Source organism: Allocatelliglobosispora scoriae, assembly GCF_014204945.1.
Taxonomy (GTDB): domain Bacteria; phylum Actinomycetota; class Actinomycetes; order Mycobacteriales; family Micromonosporaceae; genus Allocatelliglobosispora; species Allocatelliglobosispora scoriae.
This window is the reverse complement of the sequence record NZ_JACHMN010000002.1, coordinates 880,351-895,141: the sequence shown is the minus strand read 5'-3', so window position 1 is coordinate 895,141 and position 14,791 is coordinate 880,351. Positions and strand designations below refer to the sequence as shown.

The following is a 14,791-nucleotide window of genomic DNA, read 5'->3' as shown; positions in this document are numbered from 1 at the left end:
TGATCGGAGCGGGTGGACTAATCCGACCGTGGCATTGGTCGCCACGCAGCCACCGATGGTTACAGATAAAGGTCTTCGGGTGAATCAGGTCGGCCGGCAGCTCAGCCGTGCTGTGATGGAGTTCCGCGACGGAACGGGGCCGTGCTATGTATTCCAGCAGCGGAAACACTGGATCGTGGGATCAGACTCCACGCGGCTACCGCCATCGGCGACATTCGCGGGGACCGGCACAGGCAAGCCCGCGGGATCGACCCGCGACACGCCTGCGTCGTACACCTCTGCCAGATGCGCCTCGATCTCACCGGTCGTCAGTCCTTTGGCGTACAGCGACACGATCGTGTCGCTGAACCCGGTCAACCTGCGGACATGCTTGGGCACGATCTGCGGCTCGAACGCCCCGGCCCGGTCCCGTGGGACCTGGAAACGCACCGGACCCACATCGGTCTGCACGGTCTTCTCACCGTGCCCGTTGCGGACGTTGACCCGCCGGCCCGAATCGGGATCGACGCCGCCGCCGTCGTCGAGGTGCTCGTCCAGTTCGGCACCCCGACGCCGACTCGAGGACCGTCCTGGTGATACCGGCGAGCAGGCCACCCGGCCTGACCAGCGACAACCCCTCCGCGCGGGCCTTGTCTACCAACTGCCTGGCGAAGTCCAGCTCCGCCTGCGACGCGGGCTCGACACGAGCCTGCGTGGTCTTCCTTGTTGCCATGAACATGATCCCTTCCAACCGGGCTACGCCCGGTTCAACGGATCACATCCAGGTCAAACACGGAAATATACACACTCCCGAGGGCGGCGGCGTACCCGACATCGTCTGCTGGGACTGCGGTCCCGGCGGTACGGTCTATATCTGGGAGGTCGAACCAGAAGGTCCGCCCTGAACAAACAACCCGATGTGGAAATCAGCGCAGACGACTTCGGGGAGCTGTGGGGCCGGGACGTCCAGGCTGGGCCGCCGCTCGGATTGCCGCAGACGGGGTACTCGTTCCTCCTCCAGCAGAAGGTCACCGTGAGGACATCAAGCTGGAAGGGATTGGAGCTCTACAGCACCGACGACGACCAAGAGGACACCGACACGGCAAAACAGACCCACCGGCAGGCGGAGGACAAGGTAGCCGCGCGGAAGAAGCCGACGATTCCGAAAGCCAAACCGAAGGTCAAGGCCAAGGCGCCAGCCGCCAAGCACCGCCCCAACCGCGGCCGGAGCCACAACAAGTTCTCCCGCAGCGGGTCCGGAACTGGGGCATGGCGCGACGGCGTCAGGGGCGGCGGCTGGGGAGACCTGGGTAGTCTGATCTTCTCGCTTGCTATTGGGTTCGCTGTCGCCGGGATACTCGCCTGCTTCATGTCTGTCGTCTTCGGCGTCGCTTCTATCCGTTACAAAGCTGACTACGTTTTGGTGGCATGATGAAAATCACCATTGCTGACGCCATTGCTGCGCCGCCCGACACCACCCTCTGGGCGAACGCGCTGCTCTACCTCGACCTGCCGCTCGGAGGCGAGATCCCGACCCGCATCATCCGCTCCTGGTTCGAAAGAGCATGGCAATCCATCGCTCGGGAATTCCAAGAGGCCCTCGCGTTACGGCCGCTACCGGGCTACGACCTCCTCGAAATAACGGAGGCAGGGGCTATCCAGCAGTCGAGGCTCCCAGCGGGCGACCGCTGGGTCACAATCGCACTGTTTGGAGGGGAGTGGCGAGACCACGAAGTCGTCTTCAGCCGAACCATGACCGACGAGAACTGGGCGGAATTTCTCACCGCAGTGAGTGACCACGACGACGGATCGCAACTTGTGGCCGAGTACCTCTTGCCACGCGATCCCGCCTGCCCCGAGGTAGAGGTGGGCCCAGGGGGCCAACCAGAATTTGCCGCTAAAGTCCATATGTCGGATACCTTATATCCGATGGTCTATGGCAACGTCGACGAGGACGGCCGCTGCGACACGACCACCGTGTTCCTACGGGTCTCCGCCCACCCGCGATTCCTCTTCGGGACTCCCGAGCGCCAGCAGGCACTATGTGAGTTCCTACGAGCTGTCGCTCACGAAGCCAACCCGGCCTACGGCGAGATCAACATCGGGCCTACTCCTACCAGCCTCACGGTCTTCAGTAAGGCCCTCAAGGAAGCGGATTTCGAGAGCTCGCTGGCCTTCGACCGTGCCGGCAGCCGCCAGGTCTTGCGCGGGTACTCATGGGTCACCGTCATGCCGCAGGAACTCGGCGACAGCCTTGGCGGCTTAGCCGGACTTGAGCAGACCCAGGCGTTCCACGAGGTCGTCCCGTTACGCAATGGCGGCTACTGGCTGAAGGCAACAGAACGCTTCTCCGACTACGACGATACGGCGATACGGCGAGTCTTCGAAGCGGTGCGCCCGGTTCTACCTGCTGGACGACCATCGCTTCTAACGAGGTGGGCTGATTCCCACACCCGCGAACCCAATCCCGACGTGCCGAATCTGCTCGTACTGGACGATGCTCGCGCTTAACAGAGTCGGACGACGCCTCGCCTGGTTCTTCATCGAAGCAGGCGAGGCGTCGTCGCAGCACGGAGCAACCGTGGCGGACGGGCTCACCTATGATCATGCGCTTCCGAACGCTCTCAGATTGTTCGAGTCCGACGCCCGCGGGGCGCTGATCGCACCCCGCTTGACCGCCTGGCGCCAGGCGCGTACCGACGCCGGCGTCAAGGACCGTCCCGCCACCCACGACCTGCGGGAGATCTTCAACGCGATCCTCTACGTCGACCGCACCGGCATCGCCTGGCGATACCTGCCCCACGACCTGCCGCTGTGGCAGACGGTCTACTGGTACTTCGCCGCCTGGACCAGCGACAACGTGTTCGCCGACCTCAACCACGACCTCGTCGGCCTCGCTCGCGCCAAGCCGGCCGGGACCCGCACCCGACCGCGTGCGTGATCTACACCCAGAGCGTCCGAGGTGTCCGGCGGGAGGCCGGTGGCGGTCTGGCCCTCCACCTGGTGCTGGACGACTTCGCGGACAGCGCGACGCCGTCGCTCGGCACCGGCGAGACCTACCGGGCCGCGCTCTGTGCCGGGATCGCAGCCCTCAACGCCGAACGGGCCGAGCCGGCGTGCGCGGTCCTGTTCCGGGAACGACCTGGAGCCCGCGCCAAGGGGCCTATCTCGGCTGGGAACGCAAACGCGACAAGATCCAGGAACAGGCCGACCTGATCGCCAGCAGCACCACCACCAGCTACGAACTCCGGACACCCGCCAGTTTGGTGCCCTGATCAAGATCTGTCTTCACACCCTGCGTGTCGGACCCGCGTCAGTGAGGTCGTAGAGGAGGTCGCTGAGGACGAGTTCCTCTTCGATCCGCTTACGCTGTGCCCGGATCTCGTTAGCCAGATCTTGGTCCCAGTGGGCCTCGCCCGGCTGGTCTGCCAGTGGTTGACCTTCGAAGTTCGCGCAGGCCAGGGTGTATGCCCGCGTGTCGAAACGCCAGGGCTGCCAGGGCACTCGGGTGCGGATGCGGTTGGCGATACGTAGCCCGCCCCAGTCGAAGTCACCGTGGTAGAAGAGTTCGCAGCCGTCGCGGTGCAGATCGTGCAGGAGCCGGATGACCGCTGTCGTTGGCTGCCCGTTAGTGCACACCATGGCCGGGCAGGTCGATCCGAGTAGGTCGGCCGCAGCGGCGAGCACGGTCGGGTTCTCGCAGATGTACACCGCGGTCGGAGCGAAGGTGCTGGGCTGCCGGACCAGTTGGCGCAGGGTGAGCACGGCGGGTTCGCCGGGCAGGGCCGCCAGATACGTCAGCGGGCCGTCGGTGACGGGCAGGTCCAGCGTCAGCACGGTGGTGGAGAGTTCGTCGACAAGGACGCCGACGGTGTCCCAGAGTTCGCGGCGCTGCTCGGCTGGTGCGGTGGTCAGGTCGGCTCCGGGAGGCCACCAGGTCGCGCGGATCGCGGACAGGGTGAGGGTAGACAGCGGAGTGCCGTGGTCGAGGGCGTGCGCGTTGCCGGTGGTGAGCGCGGCGAACTGGGCCAGTGGCAGGGGTGCCGTCGGCAGTCGTTGCAGGGTCCGGGCGAGGTCGGCGAAGATGTCGGGTGCCCCGAGGCGGCGCAGCAGTGGTTGAGTACGCGGGTCGGCGTACCAGCCAAGAAGGTGCGGTTTCTGGTCAACCAGGTCGGTGAGGGGAGCGGTTGCCTCGCGCCAGGCGAGTTCTTCTGCGGCGCGCTGGTCGGCGACGGCGGTGACCGGGCCGCGGAGGGCCAGTGCGGCGGACCGTAGGCCGTCGGGGTGGATGCCGCTGCGGCGCAGCATCGTGTCGAGGTCGTCGAGGGAGACGCTGATCGACGAGGCCCGTCGCGGTGCCCGGCCGAGCAGCAGCTCAGTGGCGCGGCGCTGCTCGGGGTCAGGGTCGGTCAGAGTGATCGACCCGGTCAGGTCGTTGCCTTGGCGGAGGCGGGACACGATCCGGTCCATGATCCAAGCGGTGTGTGGTCCGCCGAGGGTTCGCTGTAGCCGGTCGGGGTCAGTCATCGGCTTCCGCCGCTGACGCCGACCCGGCTTGGCTGCGTGGCCGGGGCACGGCGTAGCGGTGGCCGTGCCCGTCCCAGCGCCAGGGGGTGACCAGGACAGCGTCGATGCCCTCGCGCCGTGACAGCTGCGCGATGGCCAGGCCGGGGACCTGCGGGTAGCAGCCCCATTCGCGTTCGCTGGTCATGACGACGTCGAGGTCGAAGCTGGCCAGCAGCCCGAGGCATTTGGCTCGTGAGTCGTCGTCGACTCCGGCGAAGGCCTCGTCGAGGGCGATCAGCCGGGGTGCGTGCCGGTTGCTGGCCGAGCCGTAGTAGGAGGACGCGGCGGCGAAGAGCGGGATGCTGGCGGCCAGCACGCGTTCGCCGCCAGAGGCCGGTCCGCTGGCTGGGACCCATTGCCCGTCGCGGTAGCGCTGGATGGCGAACTGGTGCCAGGCGCGGTAGTCCAGGGCTCGACTGAGCTGCTCGGACCAGGTTCCGGCGTCGTCGCGGGCGCGTTCACGGGCGATCTGCTGCTGCAGGAAGTCTCCGACGTTGCGCCGGTCGCTCTCGCTCCAGACGTCGGTGCTCTGGCGTAGCTGCCGTTTGCGCAGTTCGGCCAGCCCGTCCGGGGCGTTGCGGGCGACGTCCCATTTCAACCGCAGGCGCATGCCGGTAGAGGTGGGGCGTTGCTCCAGTTCGTCGTTCATGGCGTTCACCTGGACTCCGCCGTTGTCACCAGCTCTTGTAGCGCCCCGGCGACTTCGTTGACAAGATGTGTCTCCAGGACCTCCCGCTCCCGGGCCGACAGGAGCCGCTGACGTTCCGCGATCTCGTCGACGAGGGAGGCGGCGAGCTGCATCACCGGTTGCGTGCGGCCCTGGAAGGTAACATCGACGATCATGGTGTTCTCGCGGAGCGTCATCATCGCGTTGTGGCCGTAGCGGCTCAGGCTGTCGGCGAGCGTCTTGAACCCGGTGGTGATCGCCTGCTGGCTGCGTTCCCAGCGGGGACCGGCCTCGTCGATCTCGGCAAGGGTTCGATCAACGGCGCGGGCGACCTGGATCGCCGACGTGACCGTCCACGGTTGTGCCGCATCGGGTGCGTTCACCTCAGGGCAGGCCAGGGCCAGCAGCCCAGTGCCGGTGAAGGACCGGAAACCGTTGATGGCGGAGTCCCGCTGTTCGGCGACAGTATCCAGGTCGGTCGTGAGTGTCTGCCGCACGCCGTTGGCCGTGCCCCGTTGCTCCGCGGCGTTGCGCTCGTCGGTCTCGGCGGTTCGCCGCGCCTGTGCGCACCCCCTCATCTGTACCTCGACCGTCGCGAGCTTGGTTTCGAGTTCGGCGATGGAGTCGCCGACGGTGGCCTGCAGTGCGGCGTGCTCCTGCCTGGCCTCGGTCGCCTTGAGGTCGGCCTCGGCATGCGCCTCGGCTACGGGTTCGATCTGTTCGTAGGCTTCGGTGCGGTCGCGGTCGGCGTCTCGATGTGCCTTCACCGCATCGAATCGCGCTTTCGCGGCCGGCCACAGCGCGGCGAGTGCCACCCGGTAGTCCTCCAGGCCGGCCCGGACGGAGTCCAGCTCCTCGGGGTCTGTGGGCAGGCCGGTGTCGCTGGCGTATTCCCGAACGGCAGCTTGGCGTTCGGTCAGTGCTGTTTCGGCTGCGCGTTGGTGGGCCTGTGCTTCACCGAGGCTCCGGTCAAGGTCGCGACGAGCCTGCTGTGCCGCTCCCACCAGGGTGTACGCCTCTCGCAGGGCGCGGTCGCTCGGCACGGCCCGGTGCTCGGTGAGCAGGACCTCTCGGCGTCCGGCGAGGTCGGCTCGCGCCTCGTGGAGGTTCTCCAGCACAGCGCGCAGTTCATCGCGCTCATTCTCCAGTTGGCGCAGCCGAACGCGGCGGGCACGCTCCCTGGCGCCTTCGCCGATGTGGGTCGCGGTGTCCTTGTGCCAGTGACCGGCGAGAACGCCGTTGGCGAACCGTCCATCGGTGTCGACCCAGGTACCCTGCCCGACTCCGAGCCCGACGGTGGCCAGGGCTCGGGATACCGCCTCCTCGGTGACTACTGCCGCGTCGGCCGGGCCGACGACCGGGCGCAGAGCCGCGCCCAGGTGCGGCTGCGTTGTCGGGGTCGGCCGGAGGATCACGTCGTCGGTGATCCGATCACGCAGTTCCCCGTCCGGGCTGAGCCAGGCGTCGAGGATTCCGGCGGCCTCCAGGGCGGCTTCGAGACCGGCGCGATCTGCGTCGCTCACGGTCTCGGCGAAATCGACAACTCGCCATAGCGGCGCGCCGGGCCGGGCCTGCCTGGCTGTGACATCGCGGGTGTGCGGCTGCGGCGGCGGCTCATGACCGCCCTCGGCCAGCCGCTGGCGCTCGGAGTCGAGCTCCGCGATACGGGCTGTGGCTGCCCGCTCCTGGACTTCCAGGGCGGCATCTGAGCGGGCGAAGTCCGTCGTAGCCGCCGTGACTGCTTCGGTGATCGCTCGTTCGGCGGGATTGTCGCCGTCGAGGGTCTCGACCCAGCCTTCGAGTGCCGCGAGTACCTGATCGAGGTCCGCCACGCGTAGTTCGACGGTCGTGGTCAGGTGGGTTTGCATCTCGGCGAGCAGTGAGGTTCCTTGCGCGTCGGCCTTCTCCTGGGCGAGCGTGATGTGTTCCGTCGCGGTGGCGAGTTCGCTGGCCAGCCGGTCTGCCGCTGCCCGTGCCGCCTGCACCAGCCGGGCGGCTGTGGCCTGCACCTCCAGGAGCAGTTTGATCTGCCGCAGCGAAGACGCGCGTCGATCTGCTAGCTGCTGGGCGGCTTCGGCGGCACTGGTGAAAGGGGGGTGCGCCGAAGCCAGGGCAGGGACGACACGTTCGGCGTGCCCGCTGCTCACGCGGGCCGCATGGGCGGCGGCCTTAGCGTTCTCGTGCGCCTTCGTCTCGCCGCCGGTCGTGGCTTCCAGCTCGGTGCGTGCGCTGACCAGCCGGCGCTCCAGTTCCGCCGCCCGCGACGTCAACATCTGCAGGGTGGTCCCGTGGCTCTGGGCAAGCTCGGTCAGGCCGGTGGCCAGCTCGGCGAGCCGTCGCAGGTTGTCGGCGGCGCGGGCCTCGGGACTGCTCACCAGGGCGTTCTTCTGTGCGGTGAGTTCCTCATACTCGGCGCCCAAGCGGGTGCGTAAGTCGGCGGCGGTTTGCATGGCCTGGTCGGCCTGGGTGAACTGGCGTTCGGCGTCGCCGAGGTCGCGGCCGATCTGCTCGTACCGGCTATGCAACTGCCGCGGTGACGCTGCGGCCCGCTTGGCCGCGATCTGTGCGTACCGCCGGTAGGCCGTCAGGAAGTCATCGGCGGACCGTTTGGCGTCGCTGAGGTCGGCCAGAGTCTCACGTTCCTCGTCGAGGCTGCGGAACGCCTCGGCGACTTGCGCGATGAGGCTCTCGTCGAGCGGGGGCAGGGCCTCGGTCAGCGCCTGCGACAGTTTCTGCTCGTCGGGACGCTTGGTCAGCTGCGGCTGGCGCAGCCGGATCAGCAGGTCTACCAGAGACTCATACCGCGGGCCGAGGCCGAACATCGCCTCGTCGATCGCTCGCCGGTAGTCGCCGGCCCGGTCGTAGAGCAGGCCGTGCTGCCCGACTGCCTCGCGGAGCCGTTCCCGGGTCAGCGCGGTCCCTGATGGGGTCAGCAGCGCCAATTCGGTGCCGACGCGCTGGCTGGTGACAAAGAACCAGTGTCGGGTGATGCCGCGTCCGGTGGCCGCCTTGAGCCCGCAGCCCAGGGTCAGGTAGTGCTCCGTGCCGTCGGTGTCGCGGCGGCCGAACTCCAGCCACGTGTAACCGAGCCGCTCCGGATGGGGGTGCTTGCCGCCGAGCAGCAGGTTCCACTCCATCTTCTTGCCCTTGTCACCGTCGGGTTCCACCCGGTACGGCGTCAGCTCCCCGTCGAGGAGGAAGGGCAGCATCAGGGCGAGCACCTTGGATTTGCCTGTGCCGTTGTTGCCGCGTAGTAGCAGGCTGCCGCGGTGGAAGTGGAACTCCTCGTTGTCGTAGTAGAACAGATCCACGAGCCCAGCGCGCAGCGGCCGCCAGCGCTCTACCGTAGGGGCGGGCATTGTCGTCACTGTTCCTCCCGGCGAGCGGAGACGGTAGGTGGTGCTACCGCGTAGCGGGCGATCGCCGGTCGAGGCACGACGGACTCGCCCTCGACCGCGATCAGCTTGAGAGCGCGCAGCGTTGCGAGGGCCTCGGCGACGAGGTCGACCTCCGCTCCCGGGTCGGTCGCATTCTTCCGCCAGTACGCCTTGTGCTCGCTCGCCAGCCGCCGGGTCAGGAGATGCAGGTCGGAAACGGACTGCCCGGTGGGTGTGGCCGCGATCGCTCCCGCCAGCAGCAGCGTGAGATGGCTCTGCATGCCCTGGGCCGGCATGCGCAGGTCCGTGAGCTCGTCGTCGGGGTCGACCATGGCGATGCCCTCGGCGCGGACTTCGGCGATCAAGCCGGTGAGGTCGGTGATCCGTCCGATGATCGCTGCGCGCTGGCGAGTCAGGTAGGCCAGTTCGTCGGGGCTGAGTTCGTCGTAGTAGACGACGGGTTCTTCGAGGAGACGGCGGGTGAGGGCGTGGCGCAGCGCACGGTTGCGGCTGTCGTCGGTGTCGGCCGTGATCTCGCTGGTCAGCTCCACCAGCCGTCGATCGTGGTCGGCAGTGGTGATGAGGGAGGGTCCTTTGGTGCCGGCGAGGATGCCCGCTACGACTCGGCGGTCCACGTCGTAGAGGACGTCGCCGTTGCTGCCGAGGAAGGCTTCCTCGGCACCGGCGAGCCGGTGCAGGGCACCCCAGCTGATGAGCAGCCGGGCCACGGCCACGAGGTCGCCGCGGCGCTCGCGGCGGTCGACGCCGTCGAGGGCGAACCGGAACCCGGCCGCGGCGAGGTCGGGATCGGCCCCGACGAGAAGCAGTTGGTCGGCGAGTCTGCCCAGGGTGATCTGGCCATCGGCTCGCTCCAGGCACCCGAGAGCGAGGCAGATCAGGACATACCGTTGGCGCCCGAACCCGACCTTGTGCCGGGGGTCGCGGGCCGGATACGTCGCATCCCGCGTCGTCGCCGCAACCTTGAACAGGCGGGCCACCTCGGCGTCCACCCGCAACCGCCAGCCGGTCTCTCGATCGAACCACTCCCGCAGGTCGGCGGCGTATGTGCGTACCAGGCGGAAGGTGTCGTCGTCGGCGATGCCCCGCACGAGCATCGGAGAGGCCAGCAACGCCCGCGCGGCGCGCTGAAGGTGCTGTGTCGCATCAGCAGTCGACCTCACGGCAGGGACCTCTCGGCGGTCAGGTCCGTGATCTCGATGTAGTGTTCCGGGCCTTCCAGCACGCCGTCGGCAGTGGCGATGCGAACCCATCGGGCTCCCGGGACGGCGGTGAGGCCCACGCGCATCGTCCCATCGCCGGTTGTCGTCACCACCTCGTCCTGCCGGGGCCCACGCGCTGCCAGCGCGTCTCCCAGGAGCTGGAGGAAGAGACGGAAAGCTATCGGATCCAGGTCGCCGAGCTGGGACAGCAGGACCGGTTGCGTGGTCGCCAGTGTCGCCCGCGCAGCAGCGGTCTGGCGGGACTCCTGCTCGGCCTGGTCTGCCAGGAACAGGCGCGCCTCAGTGCGGTCGACGACGCGGTTGGGCTGGCCGCGCCGTTCGTAGGATCCGGTACGCCGCAGCTGCGGGCTGATCGCCAGCCGGGGCGCCTGCTGCCAGGGAGTTGCCGATGACACCCGTTCGGTTTCCCACTTCTCCAGCGTCGGTGCGGTCACGGACAAGTGCCGGGACGGGGTCAGCCCGAACGCGGCCCGCCACAGCCGGTGCGCGGCCTCATCGTCGGGACTCTGAGCAAACCAGACGGCCAGCGTGCGAAAGTCGGCGGCGCGATCCGACCGGCCCGCCCTGCGCTCGTTGATGGCGTTGACCGCGCCGAGCATTTGGGTGATGGCCCCGAGCGCCGCCGAACGCAGCAGCCTCGCCTGCGATGGCCGCCGCGCGTCGGCACTGACGAACCACTCCCGAAGACCCCGCCACCGCGAGTGCCAGACAGCGAGCGAGTCCTCAAATGCCTGATCGAACGCCTCATCGCTCTTGTCCTCCGGCACAGCGTCCGCCGCATCTCGCCGCGCGGCGACCCCCAGTAGTGACTCCACCCCGGCCGCCTCGATCTGCTGAGTCAAGCCCGCGATCTCCGCGCCGAGGTTGGCCAGATCGGCGATGAACCGCTCGATGTAGGTGATCAAGCGCTCCTTGTACGCCACGAAGGCCTCGATGTCCGCATCGGCGAAGTCGATCGCCCGCCGCAACGACGCCATGAACGCCTGAGCGTTGTCTGCCAGACCGGTAAACCGATCGACCACCCCGATCAGCAACAGGTGGCACTTGGCCGCGTCCGGTGGATGGCCGCCGGCAGATTCCGAAGCGATGACGAGCAGCGCTTGCAACTGCCCGGCGATATCGGCCAGGGCCACCGACTGCAGCGAGCCCCGTCGGCCGATCGACTCCTCGTAGACGGAGATCGCCTGCTCGGCGGCGTGGCCCTCCGCCGTGAGCTGGTAGAGGTAGCGGGCTCGCTGGAAATCCTCCACCGTGGTGACCCGACTGGTATCCGGGTCCTGCCGCAGATTCTTCCACGCGGACAGGCTCTCCAGCGCCGAACCGATAGCGCCGACGTCAGCCGGCCGGCCGAGGTCGACGGCTACATCCTCGGGGCGCAGGTGAACGACGAAACGCTGCTTCGCTCGAACAAATGCGGTCAAAATCTCCCGGTAGAGCGGCGTTAAGGGTGTTTGAAGATGGGCAAACGGCTGTGGCGCCGACTCCGGGGGCATCGACATGAAGACATTGTGGCAGATCAGGCGAGCCGTTCTGTTCCCTGAATCGCCTCCCGGTAGAGCGCCTCCGCCAGCTCCCAGTCAGCCATGTCCAGCACTGCGGGCAGCAGATCCGCCACCCGCTGACGCCGGCTCACGCGAAACGAAACCCTCGCCTGGATTATCGTGCCTGCCCGCCGCCATGTGTCTCCTGTCAGGGCCGATACGTCTTGCAACCGCACGTGCGCCGAGGCTCGCGGTTCTCAAGCCCGCACTACCCATCAGGTAGTTGAGCAGTTGCATTCGCGGACTTCAGTCTGGATCTCGCGTGGTATGGATAGGCAGCCGACTTTTCTGTGATCAGTCGGAAAGCGCTAGTACCGCACGTACTGCCTCACCGATTTCGCTGGACGAAGCGTCACCGAACTTGATCTGCCGACCTTCGTGCTCGCGGAACGCAAATCCTCCACGCGATCCCTCGTTGCGAGTCGGTGAAACAGCTAGCACTTCATCAGCGTCCAGCAGCAATTGCACCGCAAGAGCTTGCTCCATATATTGCCGCATGTTGCGAACACCGATGGCCTTTTTGTGTTTTGCAAACCGTGCTTTTAGCGTTGTCGAATCTACAGGTAGGAAATCCATATCGGTGTGCCGGAAGGCTTCTTTAACGAGATCCCCGAGCGACTTATCGGCGACATCGCTGGGGCAAATCGCTAGCTGTTCACCGGAAATGTAGTATCCGCTAGTGGTGCGCAGGTAGGGTACTACGACGATCTTATCGCCATGCTTCTCGACGGTCACTGATCGCCGGGCGTTCATGCGGTTACCGCGAAGTTCATTGCTACTCCGTTTTTGGCGCCGTGGGCGTATGTCGCGACCACGGCACTGTACTGTTCAGCTGGAACGGTCGCGCTCGGAATACGGTTCGGCGTAGCCGTATTCGAGGCTCCATGTCCGCGCCCCGGACTTCGACGGTTCGATACAGGCCCGTACCTGGAGTAGTCGAAGTGTCCCAGGTCGGTGTTGAGGGTGCTGCTGGAGAGACGGTCACGGCGGGGGTCCAGCAGCGCGGACGCCGGTCGGCGAGGGTGCCCGGCGTTGTGGCGGACGTCCTGCCACAGGAGCATCATGGTCGGCGTCGCCCGGGTATAGGACAGGACGGCTCATCAGGACCCTGCTTCTGGTCGTCGGGTGCCGGTGATCGACTGCATGGCGGTCAGTCCTTGGATCCGGTTGCTGCTGCGGGTGGTCGTCGAAGGGCAGGCGGTGCTCGCCGAGCAGCTCCACCAGGCTCGCGCGGGCTGTGTTGTGAGTCGAGGGCCTCGCCCTGGTCGTTGACCAGGTGGGAGAGGTCCGCACGTTCTTGCAAGATGTCGATTCGGGTGTCAACAAGCTGCCGTGATCACCGACACCGCGATGAGTTCCACTGGTAAACGACGTGGCGAGCGCGCAGGAGGACGTCCAGGTGGGCAACGAGACCGTCAGCCTCGACCGGCTGATTCTCGCCGTTGAGGGCCGGGTGTTTCTCGACGTGCTGGTCCCGGGCTACATCGACCGGGACCAGGGGCCGGCGGTGTCTTCAAGCAGATGCCTGACCACGCGTACCTTCGGCATGACGGCGGCCTGGTGCGGCTGGATGCGGATCGTAACCTCGCCCAGGTCCGGGTGAGCCTGCCCGTGTCGACGTCGCCACCGCACTGGGCCGCAGGCGACGAGGACTTCGAATTCGCCCTGTCGTCGTGCGAGTCGATCTTCTTCGCCGATTGGCCGAAGTTGTCATGCCGAGGCGTTCGTGCGGTTGTCGACGCCGAGTCTGTACCTGAGCAAGGCTTGTTCAAGTGCCTCGAATTCGTCTTCGACGGCGGCAACTGCGTCTTCGCCGATCCGACGTGGCACTTCGGGCTCCGCCTCGGCGTCCGGGGCTCCTTCGACCGATGGGTCGAGTCGAACCTTGCCGACCTCGCCGACGGCCAGGTCATCGAACGAGCGGTGCCCTGACAGCGCTGGCCGCGAACACGACTGCTTCGTGTTCGCGGCCAGCACCGATTACCGGCTGTTTCGAACCAGGTCGGCGATATCGCGGTCGCAAGTCGGTCCGCTGACGTGCAGGGTGGCGTCCCGCCCGGGCAGATGTTGATCTGTCCTACTTCTGGCGCTTGTTCTTCCTACCGGGTTATGGCGGTCACCAAATACAGCATCAGCGTCCCCGAGGACGTCGCGGCGCAGCTGGAAGGCGTTGAGAACGTGTCGGCGTACGTTACGGAGGCGCTGCGTCTGCGTCGCCGCGGTGACCGCCTCCAGGCCGTGTTCGCACGTCATGGCGTTGAGGTGACCCCGGAAGGTGTCGCGGCGATGGGTGCCCGTATCGAGGCTCAGCAGTCCCGCCTTCGCGCGCGTCGCGGCGCAGGGGAGGCGGCGTGAGCGTTCACGTCGTCATGGACGGGTCCGCGTTGCTGTCGTACGCGCTCCTCGGAACCGAACAGCTCGCCGTCGCCGAGCTGCTGACGTCGGTGCACGAGAACCAGGGGATCGTCGGTGTACCGGCGGCGTGTGTCCTTGACGCCTTTGCCGAGCTCGACCTGGACGGCCGGACGCGGTTGGAGGACCTGCTCACCGATACCGACGGCGTCGCGGTGATCCTGCCTCTGCTCGCCGGCGACACGCTGCCGGTCGCCAAGCGGATGTCGGGCATGAGCATCGGGCAGGCCCACGCGCTGGCCGAGGCCCGTACCCATGCGGCCATGCTGGGCACGTACCACCGCGGCGTGTACGCACCCCATCTCGACAAGGACGACATCCTCGACCTCGACCTCGACCTCGACCTCGACCTCGACTGAGATCGACCGACCGATGAGCCGCGACCTCGATCACCCGGTGGCGGCGGCTCACCGGGCCCAGCGCGCGCTGCTCGCCTGGCCACCTGCGCTGGTCGACCGGCGAGCCGTCATCACAGTCATCGGGCGACGTTCCGCACGCGTAACGCATGGGCCTGTCGGCCTCACCGAATCGGCGGCGGCGCTGACCTGACTTGCGAGGCTTCCGTGAAGTGAGCATGCATGGGGCGGACCTGAGCGGTGCGGACTCGAGCCGTGCGAGCCTGAAGGGCTTGCTCTTGAGCGGCGAGGGCTTACGCGATGTGGACCTGGACGGGGTGGCAGACGCAGACGTGCGCGAAGTGGACCTGCGCGAGGCGGATCCAAGCCGTACGAACTTAACCATGGTGAGATCCGACGGCGGCGTGAAGGGCGACGGGCGGACGACGTGGCCGGAGGCCTATCCGGTCCCCGTGCAAACCAGGACCCATTCCTGAGCTTTCGAATTTCCCATTTCGCTGCCATCTGAATGTTGCGAGAAGTCGGAGAAGATGTGATCCGGCTTGGCACCGGGTGGCAGGGATATTCGCTGCCACCCGGTGCCTCATAACCATCCGTCCGTACCCGTCATCGTGATCTTCGAAGTCTCCGGTCACCATCCGCTCGATAGGGA

General features: G+C 67.0%; 14 protein-coding genes and 2 pseudogenes. 9 read left to right on the top strand and 7 right to left on the bottom strand.

The window, feature by feature from the left end:
• Positions 1-255 precede the first annotated feature (255 nt).
• Positions 256-555, bottom strand: a pseudogene (locus F4553_RS40855) (transposase); the annotation flags it as partial.
• A gap of 343 nt (positions 556-898) precedes the next feature.
• Between F4553_RS40855 and F4553_RS09735 the strand changes: the two are divergent.
• The 4 genes and pseudogenes from F4553_RS09735 (at position 899) to F4553_RS09720 (ending at position 3,195) form a co-directional block, all read left to right on the top strand.
• A complete protein-coding gene (locus tag F4553_RS09735) occupies positions 899-1,411 on the top strand; it encodes a hypothetical protein (protein WP_184834668.1) in 513 nt (170 codons plus the stop codon).
• Positions 1,408-2,490 carry a hypothetical protein gene (locus F4553_RS09730; protein WP_184834666.1) on the top strand — a complete coding sequence of 361 codons (1,083 nt, stop codon included), beginning with the start codon at positions 1,408-1,410 and terminating at the stop codon, positions 2,488-2,490. Before F4553_RS09735 ends, F4553_RS09730 begins: the two co-directional genes overlap by 4 nt.
• Positions 2,491-2,608: 118 nt before the next feature.
• Positions 2,609-2,940 (top strand): annotated as a pseudogene (locus tag F4553_RS09725) (transposase); the annotation flags it as partial.
• Positions 2,917-3,195 (top strand): hypothetical protein, encoded by a 279-nt coding sequence (locus F4553_RS09720; RefSeq protein WP_184834664.1) that lies wholly within the window; start codon positions 2,917-2,919, stop codon positions 3,193-3,195. The pseudogene F4553_RS09725 and the gene F4553_RS09720, both read left to right, overlap by 24 nt.
• Positions 3,196-3,267: 72 nt before the next feature.
• On the opposite strand, the gene F4553_RS09715 is transcribed toward F4553_RS09720, so the two are convergent.
• From F4553_RS09715 to F4553_RS09690, 6 genes are all read right to left on the bottom strand, one after another.
• Positions 3,268-4,449 (bottom strand): TIGR02679 family protein, encoded by a 1,182-nt coding sequence (locus F4553_RS09715; protein ID WP_221469835.1) that lies wholly within the window; start codon positions 4,447-4,449, stop codon positions 3,268-3,270.
• A 49-nt stretch (positions 4,450-4,498) separates the two neighbouring features.
• Complete coding sequence (locus F4553_RS09710) at positions 4,499-5,194, bottom strand: SbcC/MukB-like Walker B domain-containing protein (protein ID WP_184834660.1); 696 nt, start codon at positions 5,192-5,194, stop codon at positions 4,499-4,501.
• Positions 5,195-5,199: 5 nt separating this feature from the next.
• On the bottom strand, positions 5,200-8,571 hold the full coding sequence (locus F4553_RS09705; protein ID WP_281395138.1) for a TIGR02680 family protein: 3,372 nt from the start codon (positions 8,569-8,571) through the stop codon (positions 5,200-5,202).
• Positions 8,572-8,576: 5 nt separating this feature from the next.
• Positions 8,577-9,770: a TIGR02678 family protein gene (locus F4553_RS09700; protein ID WP_221469834.1), complete on the bottom strand. Its 1,194-nt coding sequence runs from the start codon at positions 9,768-9,770 to the stop codon at positions 8,577-8,579.
• The gene (locus F4553_RS09695; RefSeq protein ID WP_221469833.1) at positions 9,767-11,329 is read right to left on the bottom strand and encodes a TIGR02677 family protein; all 1,563 of its coding nucleotides are present in this window, start codon (positions 11,327-11,329) and stop codon (positions 9,767-9,769) included. Before F4553_RS09695 ends, F4553_RS09700 begins: the two co-directional genes overlap by 4 nt.
• Before the next feature lie 336 nt (positions 11,330-11,665).
• Positions 11,666-12,106 carry a hypothetical protein gene (locus tag F4553_RS09690; protein WP_184834657.1) on the bottom strand — a complete coding sequence of 147 codons (441 nt, stop codon included), beginning with the start codon at positions 12,104-12,106 and terminating at the stop codon, positions 11,666-11,668.
• A 637-nt stretch (positions 12,107-12,743) separates the two neighbouring features.
• On the opposite strand from F4553_RS09690, the gene F4553_RS09685 reads away from it, so the two are divergent.
• The 5 genes from F4553_RS09685 to F4553_RS42920 all read left to right on the top strand — a co-directional run bounded on the left by F4553_RS09685 (position 12,744) and on the right by F4553_RS42920 (position 14,615).
• Positions 12,744-12,974, top strand: a complete 231-nt coding sequence (locus F4553_RS09685; RefSeq protein WP_184834656.1) for a hypothetical protein — start codon at positions 12,744-12,746, stop codon at positions 12,972-12,974.
• Positions 12,932-13,303, top strand: a complete 372-nt coding sequence (locus tag F4553_RS09680; RefSeq protein ID WP_184834655.1) for a hypothetical protein — start codon at positions 12,932-12,934, stop codon at positions 13,301-13,303. The genes F4553_RS09685 and F4553_RS09680 overlap by 43 nt, the downstream gene beginning before the upstream one ends.
• Before the next feature lie 177 nt (positions 13,304-13,480).
• Positions 13,481-13,726: a hypothetical protein gene (locus tag F4553_RS09675; RefSeq protein WP_184834654.1), complete on the top strand. Its 246-nt coding sequence runs from the start codon at positions 13,481-13,483 to the stop codon at positions 13,724-13,726.
• On the top strand, positions 13,723-14,142 hold the full coding sequence (locus F4553_RS09670; protein WP_184834653.1) for a hypothetical protein: 420 nt from the start codon (positions 13,723-13,725) through the stop codon (positions 14,140-14,142). Before F4553_RS09675 ends, F4553_RS09670 begins: the two co-directional genes overlap by 4 nt.
• Positions 14,143-14,333: 191 nt before the next feature.
• Positions 14,334-14,615 carry a pentapeptide repeat-containing protein gene (locus tag F4553_RS42920; protein ID WP_376776199.1) on the top strand — a complete coding sequence of 94 codons (282 nt, stop codon included), beginning with the start codon at positions 14,334-14,336 and terminating at the stop codon, positions 14,613-14,615.
• Positions 14,616-14,791: the final 176 nt, after the last annotated feature.